Origin of the sequence: Erythrobacter sp., assembly GCF_038133525.1 — a bacterium.
Lineage (GTDB): Bacteria > Pseudomonadota > Alphaproteobacteria > Sphingomonadales > Sphingomonadaceae > Qipengyuania.
Genome location: NZ_JAYPTL010000011.1, coordinates 44,540 through 60,917, shown reverse-complemented (window position 1 = coordinate 60,917; position 16,378 = coordinate 44,540). Strand labels below are relative to the sequence as shown.

The 16,378-nt window shown below is 62.9% G+C and carries 17 protein-coding genes; 12 read left to right on the top strand and 5 right to left on the bottom strand.

Features of this window, described 5'->3' with window-relative positions:
- Positions 1-219: 219 nt before the first annotated feature.
- Positions 220-774 (bottom strand): hypothetical protein, encoded by a 555-nt coding sequence (locus tag AAFM29_RS04615; protein ID WP_341711640.1) that lies wholly within the window; start codon positions 772-774, stop codon positions 220-222.
- A 34-nt stretch (positions 775-808) separates the two neighbouring features.
- Here AAFM29_RS04615 and AAFM29_RS04610 point away from each other — a divergent pair, with 34 nt between their 5' ends.
- The gene (locus tag AAFM29_RS04610; RefSeq protein ID WP_341711639.1) at positions 809-1,549 is read left to right on the top strand and encodes a TlyA family RNA methyltransferase; all 741 of its coding nucleotides are present in this window, start codon (positions 809-811) and stop codon (positions 1,547-1,549) included.
- Here the strand turns inward: AAFM29_RS04610 and AAFM29_RS04605 are convergent.
- On the bottom strand, positions 1,546-2,955 hold the full coding sequence (locus AAFM29_RS04605) for a short-chain fatty acyl-CoA regulator family protein (protein ID WP_341711638.1): 1,410 nt from the start codon (positions 2,953-2,955) through the stop codon (positions 1,546-1,548). The genes AAFM29_RS04610 and AAFM29_RS04605 overlap by 4 nt on opposite strands.
- A 113-nt stretch (positions 2,956-3,068) precedes the next feature.
- Here AAFM29_RS04605 and AAFM29_RS04600 point away from each other — a divergent pair, with 113 nt between their 5' ends.
- Genes AAFM29_RS04600 through AAFM29_RS04550 form a run of 11 tightly spaced genes read left to right on the top strand, consistent with a single transcriptional unit; the run spans position 3,069 to position 13,316 of the window.
- A complete protein-coding gene (locus AAFM29_RS04600) occupies positions 3,069-4,601 on the top strand; it encodes an acyl-CoA carboxylase subunit beta (protein ID WP_341711642.1) in 1,533 nt (510 codons plus the stop codon).
- A complete protein-coding gene (locus tag AAFM29_RS04595; RefSeq protein ID WP_341711637.1) occupies positions 4,598-4,858 on the top strand; it encodes a hypothetical protein in 261 nt (86 codons plus the stop codon). Before AAFM29_RS04600 ends, AAFM29_RS04595 begins: the two co-directional genes overlap by 4 nt.
- Positions 4,855-5,304 (top strand): methylmalonyl-CoA epimerase, encoded by a 450-nt coding sequence (gene mce / locus AAFM29_RS04590; RefSeq protein ID WP_173214194.1) that lies wholly within the window; start codon positions 4,855-4,857, stop codon positions 5,302-5,304. Before AAFM29_RS04595 ends, mce begins: the two co-directional genes overlap by 4 nt.
- Positions 5,305-5,345: 41 nt before the next feature.
- Positions 5,346-6,131, top strand: a complete 786-nt coding sequence (locus AAFM29_RS04585; protein WP_341711636.1) for an enoyl-CoA hydratase-related protein — start codon at positions 5,346-5,348, stop codon at positions 6,129-6,131.
- The gene (locus tag AAFM29_RS04580; protein WP_341711635.1) at positions 6,131-6,742 is read left to right on the top strand and encodes a glutathione S-transferase family protein; all 612 of its coding nucleotides are present in this window, start codon (positions 6,131-6,133) and stop codon (positions 6,740-6,742) included. Before AAFM29_RS04585 ends, AAFM29_RS04580 begins: the two co-directional genes overlap by 1 nt.
- Before the next feature lie 7 nt (positions 6,743-6,749).
- Positions 6,750-8,993, top strand: a complete 2,244-nt coding sequence (gene scpA, locus AAFM29_RS04575; RefSeq protein WP_341711634.1) for a methylmalonyl-CoA mutase — start codon at positions 6,750-6,752, stop codon at positions 8,991-8,993.
- Positions 8,990-9,451 (top strand): DMT family transporter, encoded by a 462-nt coding sequence (locus AAFM29_RS04570; protein WP_341711633.1) that lies wholly within the window; start codon positions 8,990-8,992, stop codon positions 9,449-9,451. Before scpA ends, AAFM29_RS04570 begins: the two co-directional genes overlap by 4 nt.
- Positions 9,448-10,476 (top strand): biotin synthase BioB, encoded by a 1,029-nt coding sequence (gene bioB / locus AAFM29_RS04565; RefSeq protein WP_341711632.1) that lies wholly within the window; start codon positions 9,448-9,450, stop codon positions 10,474-10,476. Before AAFM29_RS04570 ends, bioB begins: the two co-directional genes overlap by 4 nt.
- Complete coding sequence (locus AAFM29_RS04560; protein ID WP_341711631.1) at positions 10,476-10,904, top strand: DUF6196 family protein; 429 nt, start codon at positions 10,476-10,478, stop codon at positions 10,902-10,904. Before bioB ends, AAFM29_RS04560 begins: the two co-directional genes overlap by 1 nt.
- Position 10,905: 1 nt before the next feature.
- Positions 10,906-12,945: an acetyl/propionyl/methylcrotonyl-CoA carboxylase subunit alpha gene (locus tag AAFM29_RS04555; protein ID WP_341711630.1), complete on the top strand. Its 2,040-nt coding sequence runs from the start codon at positions 10,906-10,908 to the stop codon at positions 12,943-12,945.
- Complete coding sequence (locus tag AAFM29_RS04550) at positions 12,945-13,316, top strand: tRNA-binding protein (protein ID WP_341711629.1); 372 nt, start codon at positions 12,945-12,947, stop codon at positions 13,314-13,316. Before AAFM29_RS04555 ends, AAFM29_RS04550 begins: the two co-directional genes overlap by 1 nt.
- A 39-nt stretch (positions 13,317-13,355) precedes the next feature.
- Here AAFM29_RS04550 and AAFM29_RS04545 read toward each other — a convergent pair whose 3' ends face one another.
- The 3 genes from AAFM29_RS04545 to AAFM29_RS04535 are packed head-to-tail and all read right to left on the bottom strand — an operon-like array spanning position 13,356 to position 16,314.
- Positions 13,356-14,147: an enoyl-CoA hydratase/isomerase family protein gene (locus AAFM29_RS04545; RefSeq protein ID WP_341711628.1), complete on the bottom strand. Its 792-nt coding sequence runs from the start codon at positions 14,145-14,147 to the stop codon at positions 13,356-13,358.
- Positions 14,147-14,917, bottom strand: coding sequence for a cyclase family protein (locus AAFM29_RS04540; RefSeq protein WP_341711627.1), 771 nt, complete (start codon positions 14,915-14,917; stop codon positions 14,147-14,149). The genes AAFM29_RS04545 and AAFM29_RS04540 overlap by 1 nt, the downstream gene beginning before the upstream one ends.
- Entirely contained in the window at positions 14,914-16,314 is a 1,401-nt protein-coding gene (locus AAFM29_RS04535) for a peptide MFS transporter (RefSeq protein ID WP_371830715.1), read from the bottom strand. The genes AAFM29_RS04540 and AAFM29_RS04535 overlap by 4 nt, the downstream gene beginning before the upstream one ends.
- Positions 16,315-16,378: the final 64 nt, after the last annotated feature.

Sequence of the window (16,378 nt, the reverse complement as noted above, 5' to 3'; positions counted from 1 at the left end):
ACTTGCCGACCTCTCTGCTGAACCATGAGACATCGGATCACCTCCTTTCGCGCTTGTGAGCCAGAAATCCGTTTCACCGGATCCCAAGATCGCGTTTCGCCGCTGATCTTGAGTGTCAATTTGTTGCGCGAAAGAGCCTAATTCAAGGCTTGAAAAAAAGTTTTCCCACGTCAGAATTGTTAGATGTGGCCCGGCAGATTTGCGCGGGCCTTTTTCGTTTCACCTGCAGTCTTCGATAACCCGCGTAACCTCCGCCCAGTTGGGCAAATACAGGGCGGGGGTACCGGCAACCTCGACTGCGAATCGCCCGCGCGTGAGAGCGATCGCATCAAGCAGCGGATCGCGCGCGGCGAGGGGGGCAGTGGTAGAATTCTGCCCATTCGCGGCTTCGGTGGCCAGGGCACGATTCGCCTTTTCGGTCCGAATCATCATTGCGCCCCCTGCCGCTATTCCGGGAGAATAGCGGATCAGGGCGACACGCCTGTCGCTTGCCACGCATTGGATCGCAAACAGGGGACCGCCGTTCGCCGCTGCGAAGCGCGCCATGGTGCCACCGGCAATTGCAGCATAGGTCCAGCTTCCCTTCGTTTGCGGGAAATCGATCCAGTTCGTCTCTGTCGGCATTGGTGCCGGCATCGGGGCGGGCTTGGGTATCTCCACCACGGGTGAAGGTTTGGGAGCAGGCGGCGGTGCGGGTGGCGGCGTCGGTACGCAGGCCGCGATGGCAAAGCTCAGCGCAATCGCGCCTGTCAAATGGGCGAAGATCGGTTTCATAGTGCTTCAATGCCCGCTAGGCGCAATCTTTCCAATGGCTAAGAAGATGCGCCTCGATCAGATGCTGGTGGACCGTGGGCTGGTGGAAAGCCGCACGCGGGCGCAGGCTCTCGTGATGGCCGGGTTGGTCTTTTCGGGCGAGACCAAGCTGGCGAAGCCGGGGCAGCAACTGGCGGAAGATACGCCCTTGGAGGTGCGCGGGCGCGACCACCCCTGGGTCAGCCGGGGCGGGATCAAGCTTGCCCATGCGATCGAGCATTTCGGGCTTGATCCGACGGGCGTCACCGCAATGGATATCGGCAGTTCGACCGGGGGCTTCACCGATGTCCTGCTGCAAGGCGGGGCAGCGCATGTCTTCGCAGTGGATTCGGGGACCAACCAGCTTGCCTGGAAGCTGCGGCAGGACCCGCGCGTCACCGTGCTCGAACAGACCAGTGCGCGAATCCTCACGCCGCAAATGATCGACCGGCCGTGCAATTGGGTGGTGTGCGACGCGAGCTTCATCGGGCTCGCCAAGGTGCTCGAGCGCCCGCTTGAACTCGCAGCCCCGGAATGTCGCCTCGTTGCGCTGATCAAGCCGCAGTTCGAGGTCGGGCGTGAAGAAGTCGGCAAGAAGGGCGTTGTCAGCGACCCTGCGCTCCACGCGCGTGTCTGCGATGAAGTGCGCAGTTGGGTCGAAGAGCTCGGCTTCGAAGTGCAGGGTATCGTCGAAAGTCCGATTACGGGCCCCGAGGGTAACGTAGAGTTCCTGATCAGCGCGCTGCGGAGCGCTTAGCCGAAGCGATAGGGGACCACGCCGCGCTGGTCCGGGTCGACCGCGATGGGGCGGTCGCTGGGCGGAAAGGCGCGCTGGTCGCAATCTGCGCGAGGACAGATGCGGCACGAGAGGCCGATCGGCGTAACGTTGCGGCCCGAAGCGATATCGAGCCCATCAGCATAGATGAATTCGGCCGCGTGACGCACTTCGCAGCCGAGCGCCACGGCATAGCGTCGAGGGGGGCGTTCGAAGGTGCCCGAAGGCTTCACCAGCCCCTTGGCCATCGAGACGTAGCGTAGCCCGTCAGGCGTTTCGGCGAGCTGGACGAGGATGCGGTCGGGAACCGCCACTGCCTCATGCACGATCCATAGCGGGCAGGCGCCGCCAAAGCGGGCGAATTGCAGCCGGGTCGCCGAATGGCGCTTGGTGATATTGCCCGCCATGTCGACCCGACAGAAAAAGAACGGCACGCCGCGCGCACCGTCGCGCTGCAGGGTCGAGAGGCGGTGGCAGGTCTGTTCGAAACTGGTGCCGAAGACCTGCGCGATCCGGTCGATATCGTGCCGCAACTCGCGTGCGGTGCGACGGAAGTTCTCATAGGGCATCAGCAGCGCCCCGGCGGCGTAGTTGCTGAGCCCCACGAACAGCAGCTGGCGCGAAGCGGCATTGGGAAGCCTTGCTTCCTCGACGACCCCCAGGATCTCGTCGCGCAATGCAAGCGAAACGAGCTGGTGCGCCAGCTGGAAGCGGCGACTTTCCGCAGGCTGGCCCGGGTCGATGACGAGGTGCGCCATTTCCGCGTCATAGCTGCGCAAGCCCGACTGCCCCGAGTAGATCAGCGAGATCGACAGAGCGCTGCGCAAGTGATGTTCGATCGCTTCGACGCTGGGGGAGGGCGCCCGCCCTCGCAATTGCTGCGCCAGCTGTTCGGCGGCGCGGTCGAGCGTGTCGACGTAATTGTTCGCCACATGGAACCAGTCGCGCACTTCTTCCCATGGCAGCCGCGCCCCGCCGGCATTGTCGGCAGAAAGCGCTTCGTCGACCATTTCCAGCCGCTGTCCGGTGCGACGATAGGCCTCATGCAAGGCAACGAAGCGTTCGGCCAGGGCCGGTTGCTGCTCGACGATGCGGGCGATCTGATCGGGCGCGATCGGTTCGGCGAACAGCGGGTCCGCCGCCGCTTCGCGCAGCGCCACGGTCAGGCGCTCCGCACGGTCGGTACCGAGATCTTCCCAATCGAGCGGAAACAGTTCCGCCAAGCGCTCGATCAGAGCGGTCGTCAATGGGCGCTGGTCGTTTTCGAGCTGCGAAAGATATGACGCGCTGACCCCCAATGCTTGCGCAAAATCCGCCTGGCGCATGGCGCGGGTTTCGCGCAGGCGGCGCAGGCGTTCTCCGGCGAAGAGGCGGCGACGGGTCGACATGGGCCGGTAGGCTAGTTTGCAAATACTGACTTTGCAACTTTGCAACTTTGCATTGGACTCGGCGTGCAGCGGTGGCCAAGTGCATGCTTTCCGAAATTGCCGATGGAGCGAGGATGTCCGCCAATATCGCCGAAATGGAACGCCGCCGCGCCGCTGCACGCATGGGCGGGGGTGAAAAGCGCATTGCCGCGCAGCACGCCAAGGGCAAGCTGACCGCACGCGAACGGCTCGATATCCTCTTGGACGAGGACAGTTTCGAAGAGCTCGACACCTATGTCGAGCACGATTGCATGGATTTCGGGATGGAGGACCAGAAGGTCCCCGGCGATGGCGTGGTCACCGGATCGGGCACGATCAACGGCCGGCTCGTCTTCGTGTTCTCGCAGGATTTCACCGTTTTCGGCGGCTCGCTTTCGAAGCGCCATGCGGAGAAGATCTGCAAGGTCATGGACATGGCGATGAAGGTCGGCGCGCCGGTCATCGGCCTCAATGACAGCGGCGGTGCGCGCATCCAGGAAGGCGTGGCATCGCTGGGCGGCTATGCCGAGGTGTTTCAGCGCAACGTGCTGGCCAGTGGTGTGGTGCCGCAGATCAGCCTGATCATGGGCCCTTGCGCGGGTGGCGCGGTCTATTCGCCGGCGATGACCGACTTCATCTTCATGGTGAAGGATTCGAGCTACATGTTCGTCACCGGTCCTGACGTTGTGAAGACGGTCACCAACGAAGTCGTGACGCAAGAGGAACTGGGCGGGGCGGTGACGCATACCACGAAGACCTCGGTCGCCGACGTTGCCTTCGAGAACGACATTGAGACGCTGCTCGCGACCCGCGATTTCTTCGACTACCTGCCGCTGTCGAACCGCGAGGAAGTGCCCGAGCGTCCCACGGCCGACGCCTGGGACCGTGAGGAACCAAGCCTCGACACGCTGATCCCCGACAACGCCAACCAGCCCTATGACATGCACGAAGTCATCCGCAAGGTGCTGGATGAAGGCGATTTCTTCGAGATCCAGCCTGCGCATGCGGGCAACATCATCTGCGGTTTCGGTCGGGTCGAAGGGCGCACGGTGGGCGTGGTCGCCAACCAGCCGATGGTGCTGGCGGGCGTGCTCGACATCAACAGTTCGAAGAAGGCCGCGCGCTTCGTGCGCTTCTGCGATGCGTTCGAAACCCCGATCCTGACCTTTGTCGATGTGCCCGGCTTCCTGCCCGGCACGGCGCAGGAGCACAACGGCATCATCAAGCACGGCGCCAAGCTGCTGTTCGCCTATGCCGAGGCGACCGTGCCCAAGATCACCGTGATCACCCGCAAGGCCTATGGCGGCGCCTATGACGTGATGGCCTCAAAACACCTGCGTGGCGATCTCAACTACGCCTGGCCCACCGCGGAAATCGCGGTGATGGGTGCCAAGGGTGCGGTGGAGATCATCTTCCGCCAGGACCGCGACGATCCCGACAAGATTGCCGAGAAGACGAAGGAATACGAAGACCGCTTTGCCAACCCCTTCGTCGCCGCGCAGCGCGGCTATATCGACGAGGTGATCTACCCACATTCGACCCGGAAACGCATCGTGCTGGGCCTACGCAAGCTGCGTGGCAAGCAGCTTGATAACCCGTGGAAAAAGCACGACAATATTCCGCTATGATTATCGCCAAAGCCTTCTTTGCCGCCCTACTTGCGGTATTTGGTCTCTGGTTGTGGAGATTGGCGGAGCGCTGGTCATCTGCCGGTGAGATTCCGAAGGATTGGGTAGATTCGGTTGAACCCAGGCCAATCAGCTCGAGAGATTCCAACTTTGGCATGGCGGTCGTTTGGCAAAAGGCAATGGCTGCTCTTTTCTGGGTTTTTGCCAGCCTGTGTGTGATTTCAATCGGCTTGGAACTGACAGGAATTATTAAATGAAACTCGGCCGTCTCAACCATGTCGGCGTCGCGACGCCTTCGATCGAGGAATCGATCCGTTATTACCGTGATGTCATGGGCGCGACCTCATTCCACAAGCCCTTCGACCTGGAGGCGCAGGGAGTGAAGGTCTGTTTCGTCGATACGCCCGGCGAGAACGACACGCATGGCACGCAGATCGAACTGATTGAACCGCTCGGCCCGGACAGCCCGATTGCCAAGTTCCTCGAGAACAACCCGTCGGGCGGGCAGCATCACCTGTGCTACGAAGTCGAGGATATCGAGGAAGCGCGCAGCTGGTTCGAAGGGATGGGCAAGCGCATCCTTGGCCCCACCCGCATCGGCGCACACGGCACGCCGATCTTCTTCCTTCACCCGAAGGATATGATGGGCCAGCTTACCGAAATCATGGAGACGCCCAAGGGCGACTCGCACTGGTCGAATTAAGGCAAACCCCTCCCGCTGCGGAGGGTTCGAGGGAGAAACACGTGTCCTACGAAACCATTATCGTCGAGCGCGAAGGACCGCTGCTCACCATTACGCTCAACCGGCCCGAACGGCTCAACGCGATGCCGCCGCAGATGGCGGACGAGATCGGCGCGGCTTTCTATGATCTGGGCGATGCGCGTGCGGTGCTGATCACCGGTGCGGGCAAGGGTTTCTGTTCGGGTGCCGACCTTGCTGCCCGGGGTGAGGGCAGCGCGCTGCAGAACAAGGGCGGCAGCCACCGTGCGCTTCAGAACCACTACAACCCCGCGGTCAACCTGGTGCTGCGCGCGCCGGTGCCGGTGGTCTGCGCGGTCAACGGCCCTGCGGCCGGCGTGGGCTGTTCGCTTGCCCTGGCGGGCGATTTCGTGCTCGCCGGCAAGAGCGCCTATTTCCTCCAGGCATTCGTCAACATCGGCCTGGTGCCTGATGGCGGTTCGACCTGGCTGCTAAGCCGCGCCATCGGCCGCGCTCGCGCCACCCGCATGATGATGCTGGGCGAAAAGATCGGCGCCGAGCAGGCGGAGGAATGGGGCCTGATCTACAAGGCATGCGATGACGATACGCTGCTGGCCGAAGCCAAGGCGCTGGCCGAGAAGCTCGCGAACGGCCCGACGCTCGCCTACGCAACGATGAAGCGCAATATCGCCACCGCGATGGACGGCAATATCACCGAGGTGTTCCTTGCCGAGGCGGAAGGTCAGCGGATCGCTGGAGCCAGCCAGGACGCGATGGAGGGCGGCATGGCCTTCCTCCAGAAGCGCAAGGCCGAGTTCAAGGGCTGCTGATGCTGTTCTACGACTCACCGAACCCTGCGCCCAACCCGCGCCGGGTGCGTATCTTCGCCGCGGAGAAGGGGATCGAGCTGCCGTCAAAGGAGCTTTCGATCCCCGCGCGTGAGCACAAGTCACCCGAATATCTCGCGCTCAACCCGCGTGGGCAGACCCCTGCACTCGAACTCGATGACGGCACCGTGATTGCCGAAAGCGTCGCGATTTGCCGGTACCTTGAGGCGCTCCATCCGGAACCTGCGCTGTTCGGCACCACGCCGACGGAAATCGGGCTGATCGAGATGTGGTGCCGCCGGGTCGAGATGATCGCGATGATCCCGGTTGGGCAGGTTTGGATCCACACCCATGCGTTCACCGCCGCCCTGCCTGGCCGCAATGCCGAGTGGGGTGAGGCCAATGTGCCGCGCGTCGCCGATGCTTTCGCCTTCTTCGATCGCAGTCTCGAGAACCGCGAATTCCTGGCGGGTGACAGCTATACCATGGCCGACATCCTGCTGCTCACCACGGTCGATTTCGCGACCTTCGTGGGCTGTGGGCCATCCCCCGAAAACGGCGCGCTTTACCGCTGGCACGAACAGGTAAGCGCCCGCCCGAGCGCCGCCGCCTGAGGACGACATGACCGACAGACCGACCCCCGCCGATTGGAAAGCGCTCGCCGAGAAGGAGGTTCGCGGCAAGGACCTCTACTGGCATGCGCCCGAAGGCTTCACGATCAAGCCGCTCTACACCGGCGAGGACGTGGCCGAGGATCCCGGCCTGCCGGGCTTCGCGCCCTTTACGCGCGGGGTGCGGGCCAGCATGTATGCGGGCCGTCCATGGACGATCCGCCAATATGCCGGCTTCTCGACCGCCGAGGAATCGAACGCCTTCTATCGCCGCAACCTCGCCATGGGGCAGAAGGGCCTGTCGGTCGCCTTCGACCTCGCAACGCACCGTGGCTATGATAGCGACCACCCACGCGTGGTGGGCGATGTCGGCAAGGCGGGCGTGGCGATCGACACGGTCGCCGACATGCAGATCCTGTTCGACCAGATCCCGCTCGACCAGATGTCGGTCAGCATGACCATGAATGGCGCGGTGATCCCGGTGCTGGCCTTCTTCATCGTCGCTGCGGAGCGGCAGGGTGTGTCGCAGGACAAGCTGGACGGGACCATCCAGAACGACATCCTCAAGGAGTTCATGGTCCGCAACACCTACATCTATCCGCCCGAACCAAGCATGCGGATCGTTTCGGACATCATCGCATATACATCGGCCAACATGCCGAAATTCAACAGTATTTCGATCTCGGGCTATCACATGCACGAGGCTGGGGCGACGGCGGTGCAGGAGCTGGCCTTCACCATCGCCGACGGCAAGGAATACGCCCAGCGCGCCATGGCCGCGGGGCTGGATATCGATGCGTTCGCCGGTCGCCTGTCGTTCTTCTTTGGCATCGGGATGAACTTCTTCATGGAAGTCGCCAAGCTGCGCGCCGCGCGCACGCTGTGGTGGCGGGTGATGGACGGGCTGGGCGCCAAGAGCGAACGCAGCAAGATGCTGCGCACGCACTGCCAGACCAGTGGCGTGTCGCTGCAGGAGCAAGACCCCTACAACAACGTTATCCGCACCACGATCGAAGCGCTGGCTAGCGTGCTGGGCGGGACCCAGTCGCTCCACACCAATGCGCTGGACGAAGCCATCGCGCTGCCGACCGATTTTTCCGCCCGCATCGCGCGCAACACCCAGTTGGTGATCCAGGAGGAAAGCGGCATCTGTAACGTCGTCGACCCACTCGGCGGCAGCTACTACGTCGAGGCGCTGACAAAGCAGCTGGTGGATGATGCCTGGGCGCTGATCGAGGAGGTCGACGCTGCGGGTGGGATGACCGCCTATGTCGGCACCGGCAAGCCCAAGGCTGCGATCGAAACCGCCGCCGCGCAGAAGCAAACCGGCATCGACCGGGGTGAGACGGTGATCGTCGGCGTCAACAAGTACCGCAAGGCGGAAGAGGACCCGATCGAAACGCTCGAGGTTGATAACCACGCGGTGCGTGAGGCGCAGATCGCGCGGCTCAAACGGGTGCGGGGCGGGCGCGATGAGGCCGCATGCCAGGCGGCGCTCAAGGCGCTGACCGAAGCGGCCGCCGCCGATCCGCGCGCGGCTCGCGCCGCGCTGGCCGATGGGCGTGATGAGAAGGGCGGTCCCTTGCCGCCTTCGGTGGTCGCGGAAATGCAGGCCAAGGGTGATATCAACCTGCTTGCCCGCGCGGTCGAATGCGCTCGCCAAGACGCGACGCTGGGCGAGATTTCCGCCGCGATGGAGGCCGCCTTCGGTCGCTACGATACAATGCCGCGCCCGGTGAAGGGCATCTATGCCTCCGCCTATGCCGGTGACAGCCGCTATGCCCAGGTGGTCGAGGGGGTAGAGGCGGTCGCGCGGCGGCTCGGGCGCAAGCCCAGGATCATGGTCGCCAAGATGGGCCAGGACGGCCACGACCGGGGCGCCAATGTGATCGCCAGCGCCTTCGCCGACATGGGCTTCGACGTGCTTTCAGGTCCACTGTTCCAGACCCCGCAGGAAACCTGCGCCATGGCGCTGGAAAATGGCGTCGATGCGGTTGGATGTTCGAGCCTCGCGGCAGGGCACAAGACGCTGATTCCCGAACTGATCGAGCTGCTGCGCGAGGCGGGGCGGGCCGATATCAAGGTCACTGCCGGCGGGGTGATCCCGGCGCAGGACTACGAATTCCTCAAGCGCGCCGGGGTGCAGGGCATTTATGGCCCGGGCTCAAACGTGGTTGAATGCGCCGCCGACATGCTGCGCCTGCTGGGCCACAACATGCCGCCCGCAGGCGAGGAAATGGAGGCAGCCGAGTGAGCGGACCCACTTCGGGCGCTTTCTTGCCCGTCGCAGCCATGATGTTTGCAGCCGGGATCGGGATTCCGGCGTTTGCTGCATTCAACTCCGGCCTCAGCAAGCAGCTTGGAGGACCGATGGCAGCGACGGCAGTTACCTTTGCGGTCGGGCTCGTCATCGCGCTGGTGCTGGTCGGTCTGACCGGTGTCCCGTCGCGCGCGGCCTTCACCTTCGAAACGCCATATATCTGGTTTGGCGCGATTTTCATGCTGTTCTATGCCACCTCGGTTGCCTATGCCGCCCCCCGCATAGGGCTGGGCAATGCGATCTTTTTCGTGCTGCTTGGCCAGATCGTCGCAGCCGCGGCCATCGACCATTTCGGCTGGCTCGGAGCAATCCAGAGCGCCCTGACGCCAAAACGGCTGTTGGGCATCGCCGTGATGGCGGTTGGCCTTTATCTCGCCAGGAAACCCGTATGACCCAAGTTCGCACCGACTGGACACGCAATGAAATCGCGGGCCTGTTCGATCTCCCCTTTACCGAACTTCTGTTCCGTGCAGCGAGCGTGCACCGGGAGTTCCATCCGCCCGAGCAGGTGCAGCTCTGCACACTGCTCAGCATCAAGACCGGCGGCTGCCCGGAGGATTGCGGCTATTGCTCGCAGTCGGTGAAGGCCGATAGCGGGGTCGAGGCGACCAAGCTGATGGAGGTCCAGTCGATCCTCCAGAAGGCAGCGCAGGCCAAGGATGCAGGCAGCCAGCGCTTCTGCATGGGTGCCGCCTGGCGCAATCCCAAGGACCGCGACATGCCCGCGATCGTCGAGATCGTGAAGGGCGTGCGCGCGATGGGGCTGGAAACCTGCATGACGCTGGGCATGCTCACGCCGAAACAGGCCGACATGCTCGCCGAGGCGGGGCTCGACTATTACAACCACAATATCGACAGCAGCCCGGAATATTACGAGCGCGTCATCTCCACCCGCAAGATGGAGGACCGGCTCGACACGCTGGCCAATGTCCGTGCGGCGGGGATCAATGTCTGTTCGGGCGGGATCGTCGGCATGGGCGAGACGCGCGAGGATCGCGTCGGCTTCGTCCACACGCTCGCTACGCTGCCGCAGCATCCCGAAAGCGTGCCGGTCAACGCGCTGGTGCCGGTCAAGGGCACGGTGCTGGGCGACATGCTGGCCGATACGCCGCTCGCCAAGATCGACGACATCGAGTTCGTCCGCACTGTGGCTGTGGCGCGGATCACGATGCCGATGAGCATGGTGCGCCTGTCCGCCGGGCGCGAAAGCATGAGCGAAGCAACGCAGGCGCTGTGCTTCCTCGCCGGCGCGAACTCGATCTTCACCGGCGACAAACTGCTCACCGCACCCAACGCGGGTGACGACAGCGACGCCGCGCTGTTCGCCAAGCTGGGGCTGACCGCGCTCCAGCAGGAAGAACCGATGCGGGCGTGCAAGGTGGCGGAGGCGGAGCGACCCATGGGAGCCGCAGCCTAATGGTCAGTGTGTCGTACGAAACAGCAGTGGAGACCGACCTTCGTCTACGCCGTGTAATTGCAGATGCACGATTGACGCTGTTCGATCGTCCGTACGAGTTCATCGAGACCTCAATCAGCGCGCCATTTACGATGCCAAGCGACTGCTTGGCGTCCGTGCGCGATAACGACGTATGGTCTTTTCTGGTGCCCGCGGGTCCTAATTCGCGTGAACCGTTTACTATCTGGTGCTTCCATTTCGAAGAGGGGCAAGACAATTCCGGCTTCGTTGGCTGGCTGGCCAGCACCATAAAATCTGCGCTAGGCACGGGCGTCTTCGTTACTTGCGGACAGAACAGCAGCGTTGGCGGCATCTTCGATTATTGGGGTTGTCCGGAATCGATGGGGCCTGCGGTACTCGCGTTAATTCGAGACTTGCGGAAGAAATAACATGTTCAAAAAAATCCTCATCGCCAATCGCGGCGAAATCGCATGCCGGGTCATCAAGACCGCGCGCCGCATGGGTATCCAGACCGTGGCGGTCTATTCCGATGCCGATGCCCGCGCGCCGTTCGTGCGGATGGCGGATGAAGCAGTGCATATCGGCCCAGCGCCTGCGGCCGAAAGCTACTTGATCGCGGACAAGATCATCGCTGCCTGCAAGCAGACCGGGGCCGAGGCCGTGCATCCGGGCTACGGCTTCCTCTCCGAACGCACCAGCTTTGCAGAGGCGCTGGCGAAGGAAAACATCGCCTTCATCGGCCCGCCGGTGGGCGCGATCGCCGCGATGGGGGACAAGATCGAGTCCAAGAAGCTGGCCAAGGAAGCGGGGGTCAATGTTGTCCCCGGATTCGTGGGCGAGATCGAGGATACCGAGCACGCGGTGCGTATCTCCAACGAGATCGGCTATCCGGTGATGATGAAGGCCAGTGCGGGCGGCGGCGGCAAGGGCATGCGCCTGGCCTATAATGAAACCGATGTGCGCGAGGGCTTCGAAAGCGTGAAGCGCGAAGGGCTGAACAGTTTCGGCGACGACCGCGTGTTCATCGAGAAGTTCATCCTCAATCCGCGCCACATCGAGATCCAGATCCTCGGCGACCAGCACGGCAACATTCTCTACCTCAACGAGCGCGAATGCAGCATCCAGCGCCGCCACCAGAAGGTGGTGGAGGAAGCGCCGTCGCCTTTCGTCACGCCCAAGATGCGCAAAGCCATGGGGGAGCAGTGCGTCGCGCTGGCGCGCGCGGTGGGTTATTACAGTGCAGGCACGGTCGAGTTGATCGTCAGCGGCGCGGATCCGAGCGGGGAGAGCTTCTATTTCCTCGAAATGAACACCCGGCTGCAGGTCGAACACCCGGTAACCGAAGCGATCACCGGCATCGACCTCGTCGAGCAGATGATCCGCGTCGCGTCGGGCGAAAAGCTCTCGATCACGCAGGACGAGGTCAAGATCGACGGCTGGGCGATCGAAAACCGAGTCTACGCCGAAGACCCGTATCGCGGCTTCCTGCCTTCCACGGGCCGGCTGGTGCGTTACCAGCCTCCGGTCGAACCGTGGGCCGATGACGGGGCGGAGAACGGCCGTCGCGGCGTTGGCGGCATCCGCGTCGACGATGGCGTGTTCGAGGGAGGCGAGGTGTCGATGTTCTACGACCCGATGATCGCCAAGCTGGTCACCTGGGGTGAAACCCGCGATGAAGCGGCCGACCTGCAGGTGCAGGCGCTCGACGCTTTCCGCATCGAAGGGCTGGGCCATAACGTCGATTTTCTCAGCGCGATCATGCAGCACCCGCGCTTCCGCTCGGGTGAACTGACCACCGGCTTTATCGCCGAAGAATACCCAGAGGGTTTTTATGGCGCTGCAGCATCGACAGAACTGCGGCGGGGCCTTGCTGCAATCGGTGGCGTGATCGCTACCGCCGATGCAGATCGTGCGCGGCGGATCGACCAGCAGCTCGATGGCACCATGCTGCCGCCCGGCGACTGGGCCGTGCGCATTGGCGACACGGACTATGCCGTCAGCCTGGAGGAAGAGGCCATCACCGTCGATGGCGAACCCGTGGCGCTGTCGATGGAATACACGCCTGGCGATGCGATGGTAGATGTCGAGCTGGGCGGGGACGAGGAGGTTGCGGGCGAAGGGCTGACATTGCAGCTGGCGCGCACCCGCGCCGGCTATGCCATCACCACCCGTGGCGCGACCCACCAGTTGCGCGTCCTTCCGGCCCGGATCGCGCACCTTGCCGAACATATGATCGAGAAGATCCCGCCTGACCTTTCGAAGCTGCTCATCTGCCCGATGCCGGGCCTGCTGGTGAAGCTGCACGTGGGCGAGGGTGAAGAGGTCCAGCCGGGCCAACCGCTCGCCACGGTGGAGGCGATGAAGATGGAAAACATCCTGCGTGCCGAAAAGCAGGCGACGGTGGCAAAGATCAACGCTGCTGAGGGCGATAGCCTGGCGGTCGACGCGGTGATCCTGGAGCTCGAGTAATGCACCTCCTCCATGACCCTTCGGCGCCCGCCGCGGACGAAATCGGGTTCGAGGATTTCCTCAAGGTCGATATTCGCATCGGCACGATCCTGTTCGCGGAGGAGTTTCCCGAGGCGCGCAAGCCGTCCTATCGTCTGCAGATCGACTTCGGGCCGACTATCGGGGTCAAGAAGAGCTGCGCGCAGATCGTGGCGAATTATCCGATCGACGAGTTGCCCGGCCGCCAGGTGGCCGCTGTGGTCAACTTCCCGCCGCGCCAGATCGGCCCGGCCATGTCCGAAGTGCTGACGCTGGGGTTCGCCGACCAGGCTGGCGAAGTCGTGCTGTTCGCGCCCGACGTGAAGGTGCCCGAAGGATCGCGCCTGTTCTAACGACCAGTCAAGGGCCGCCTTGGCCAATTCTGCGTGGGTTCAATCGCCGGTGAAGTTCCCGGGCCGTTTCTCGCGGAAAGCAACAATAGCCTCGCGAAAGTCCTCTGTGCGGGTCGCGAGCAACCACTGATCGGCATCCGCGTGCATCACAGCCTGATCCAGGGCACCTGCCCAGGCATTGGCGCTTCGCTTGATCATCTGGACCGCGACAGGCGGCAAGGCCGCGTAATACTGTGCCATTTGCATGGCGCGTTCCTCGGCCTCGCCGTCAGGTGCAATCTCATCGAGAAATCCCCAATCCAGCATCGTGTCCGAAGCAAACAGTTCGCCTGTCATCACCATTCGCTTGGCTCGTGAGAGCCCCACCGTTTGAATCGCGAGCGGCAAGGCGTGCCACATCAGATTGATGCCCAGCTTCGCTTCGCCATAGCCTATCCGCGCATCAGGCGTTCCGATCCGAAAATCGCATGCCGATGCGATGCAGGCCCCGCCACCCGTCGCGACACCCCGAACCAGGCAAATGGTAGGCTGGTGGATTTCGCGAATTGCGCGGATCATTAGTGCACCATTCTGCGCAACACGGCGCATCACGGCCACAGGTGGCGCTTCGCCACCCATTCTTTCAATATCGGCACCCACGCTGAAATCGGTGCCCTCGCCACGGATGATGACAGCCCGTGTAACGCCATCACCTCTCATGGATTCTGCGATCTCGCGCAGGCAAACGAGCATCTCCGGGGTCAACGCATTGCGCCGATCAGCCCTGTCGATTGTGATCGTGGCGACATGATCCTGCCGTTCGACGCGGAAGAGTTTGAAGTCCTCAGACATTAATCGTCCATCATCGCCACTGCCCGAATCCAGCCGGCACTAGCGCGCTCGATCTTCACCGGGAAGCAGCTGAACATAAAGCCGTGGCTGGGTAGCGAGGCGAGATTGGTCAGCTTTTCTATCTGGTAATAGGGACGAATGCGTCCCGCCTTGTGGCCTTCCCAGATAATTGCCGGATCGCGTTTTTCGGCCCAGCGGCGGGCAGTGTGGCTGAAGGGCGCGTCCCAGCTCCACGCATCGGTCCCAACCACTTCGACCCCGCGCTCGGTCAGCCATAGGGTCGCTTCGGCGCCAAGGCCCACGCCCTGGTCGGTGAAATTCTCGGTGCCATACACGGCGCCCGACTGCACCAGCACGATGTCGAGCGGCTGCAGAGTGTATCCGATCCGGTCGAAAGCTTCCTCGACTTCCGCAGCGGTCACGACATGTCCGTGGGGCAGGTGCGAAAAATCGAGCTTCACACCCGGACGAAAGAAGCGATCGAGCGGCGCCTCGTCGATGCTCGGCGCAGGGCTTGCCCCATTGTCGGTGGTCGAATGGAAATGCCACGGTGCGTCCATATGCGTGCCGTTGTGGGTCGACAGTTCGAGCACCTCCACCGCCCAGCCTTCGCCGTCGGGCAGATCGTCTTTCTCCAGCCCCGGAAAGAACATGGCAATCTGCTGCCAGGTGTTCTCGTGGGTCATGTAGGTGATCTTCGGTCGCATCACCTCCGGGTCGGAGATCACGTCATTGGTGATGGGGATCGAGAGATCGACGAAACGGGTCATGCGAGTGCGGCGTCCTCCGGCGCGGCATCATGCATCAGTCGCGGCGCCAGGAGAAGCTTGAACAGTGCGAAGACGAAGCCGGAAGCGGCGGCAAAGCCCATGTGGATCAGCCAGAACCGCGTGACCGGCATGGTCTCGAACCAGCCGCCGACCCAACCGACCATCGAATTCGCACCGAACAGCGAGAGGTAGTAGAGGCCGATTACCGTGGCGTTGATCTGTTTGGGCGCGAGCCGCGCGAAGAGCGCAAGGCTGACGGGCAGCATGTGTGCGAAGCCGATGGAGTTCACGACATGGAACATAACCGGCCAGAACAACCCGATTTTTTCGCCGACCGGAGTGGTTGAGGCAGCGAGGTAGAGGCAGGCCATCCCCCCGATCGAAAACAGCGAGCCGATGATGATCTTGGTGAGCTCGTCGGGCTCGGGCCATTTGGTCTTCCACCAGCGATAGAAGGCTGCGACGATGGCGAGAAAGCTCACCGACACCACCGCGTCGAGCGTGATCAGCCATGTGGTCGGCAGCTTTTCGCCGCCCCAGTAGAGCGCAAAATCGCGGTCGCCCCACACGAGATAGGCATTGAATATCTGGTTGTTGGGTACGATCCCGACCGCAAGGACGGGAATCAACAAGATGAGCGCGATGGTCGCCAGCCAATCATTGCGCGACATCGGCTCGGATGGCTTGGCGGTCCTTGCTGGAACGTCGAAATGTTCCGCCGGCAGGTACTTCTGCCCAGCCAGGTAGATGCCCAGTCCCACCAGCATGCCGACACCTGCGGCTCCGAAGCCGTAGTGCCAGCCCAGCGTTTCACCCAATCTGCCGACGATCAGCGGGCTGGCGATGACGCCGGCATTGATGGCGAGGTAGAAGATCTGGAAGGCGTCCGCGCGGCGCAGGTCCTCGGGCTTGTAGAGGCTGCCGACCTGGCTAGCGATATTTCCCTTGAACATGCCCGAACCAAGGATGAGGCAGAGCAAGGCGAGCAGGAAGGTCACATTGAACGCCATCAGGAAGTGGCCGATGGCCATGGTGACCGCGCCAATCAGCACCGTCCGCCGCTTGCCAAGCACGCGGTCCGCCAGCCAGCCGCCGAGGATGGGGGTGAGATAGACGCTCGCTGCATAGGTTCCGAAGATCGCGCTGGCGAAGGGTTGCCCGTCGATGCCGCCGAAGATCGATCGGAGCTGTTCTATTCCGGCGACTTGTTCGACATTGCCGGGAAGGAGCAGCGACTTGGTCATGTAGAGGACCAGCAGCGCCTGCATGCCGTAGAAGGAGAACCGCTCCCACGCCTCGGTAAATGCGAGATAACCGAGGCCCTTGGGATGACCGAGGAAGGCCCTGTCGGTTTGGCTCACGTTTTCCAGCTCAGGCGTCGCTTCGGCCAGTGTCATCGCCATCCCCCCAATTTGTCCGTTTGGGCAGGGGGATAACGGCTGACAACCGGCCTGTCTCGCA

What these genes read in the sequence shown, in the direction of transcription:
- AAFM29_RS04615 (WP_341711640.1), bottom strand. Translation starts at nt 774, where the DNA reads ATGAAACCGATCTTCGCCCATTTGACAGGCGCGATTGCGCTGAGCTTT.
- AAFM29_RS04610 (WP_341711639.1), top strand. Translation starts at nt 809, where the DNA reads ATGGCTAAGAAGATGCGCCTCGATCAGATGCTGGTGGACCGTGGGCTG.
- AAFM29_RS04605 (WP_341711638.1), bottom strand. Translation starts at nt 2,955, where the DNA reads ATGTCGACCCGTCGCCGCCTCTTCGCCGGAGAACGCCTGCGCCGCCTG.
- AAFM29_RS04600 (WP_341711642.1), top strand. Translation starts at nt 3,069, where the DNA reads ATGTCCGCCAATATCGCCGAAATGGAACGCCGCCGCGCCGCTGCACGC.
- AAFM29_RS04595 (WP_341711637.1), top strand. Translation starts at nt 4,598, where the DNA reads ATGATTATCGCCAAAGCCTTCTTTGCCGCCCTACTTGCGGTATTTGGT.
- mce (WP_173214194.1), top strand. Translation starts at nt 4,855, where the DNA reads ATGAAACTCGGCCGTCTCAACCATGTCGGCGTCGCGACGCCTTCGATC.
- AAFM29_RS04580 (WP_341711635.1), top strand. Translation starts at nt 6,131, where the DNA reads ATGCTGTTCTACGACTCACCGAACCCTGCGCCCAACCCGCGCCGGGTG.
- scpA (WP_341711634.1), top strand. Translation starts at nt 6,750, where the DNA reads ATGACCGACAGACCGACCCCCGCCGATTGGAAAGCGCTCGCCGAGAAG.
- bioB (WP_341711632.1), top strand. Translation starts at nt 9,448, where the DNA reads ATGACCCAAGTTCGCACCGACTGGACACGCAATGAAATCGCGGGCCTG.
- AAFM29_RS04560 (WP_341711631.1), top strand. Translation starts at nt 10,476, where the DNA reads ATGGTCAGTGTGTCGTACGAAACAGCAGTGGAGACCGACCTTCGTCTA.
- AAFM29_RS04555 (WP_341711630.1), top strand. Translation starts at nt 10,906, where the DNA reads ATGTTCAAAAAAATCCTCATCGCCAATCGCGGCGAAATCGCATGCCGG.
- AAFM29_RS04550 (WP_341711629.1), top strand. Translation starts at nt 12,945, where the DNA reads ATGCACCTCCTCCATGACCCTTCGGCGCCCGCCGCGGACGAAATCGGG.
- AAFM29_RS04545 (WP_341711628.1), bottom strand. Translation starts at nt 14,147, where the DNA reads ATGTCTGAGGACTTCAAACTCTTCCGCGTCGAACGGCAGGATCATGTC.
- AAFM29_RS04540 (WP_341711627.1), bottom strand. Translation starts at nt 14,917, where the DNA reads ATGACCCGTTTCGTCGATCTCTCGATCCCCATCACCAATGACGTGATC.
- AAFM29_RS04535 (WP_371830715.1), bottom strand. Translation starts at nt 16,314, where the DNA reads ATGACACTGGCCGAAGCGACGCCTGAGCTGGAAAACGTGAGCCAAACC.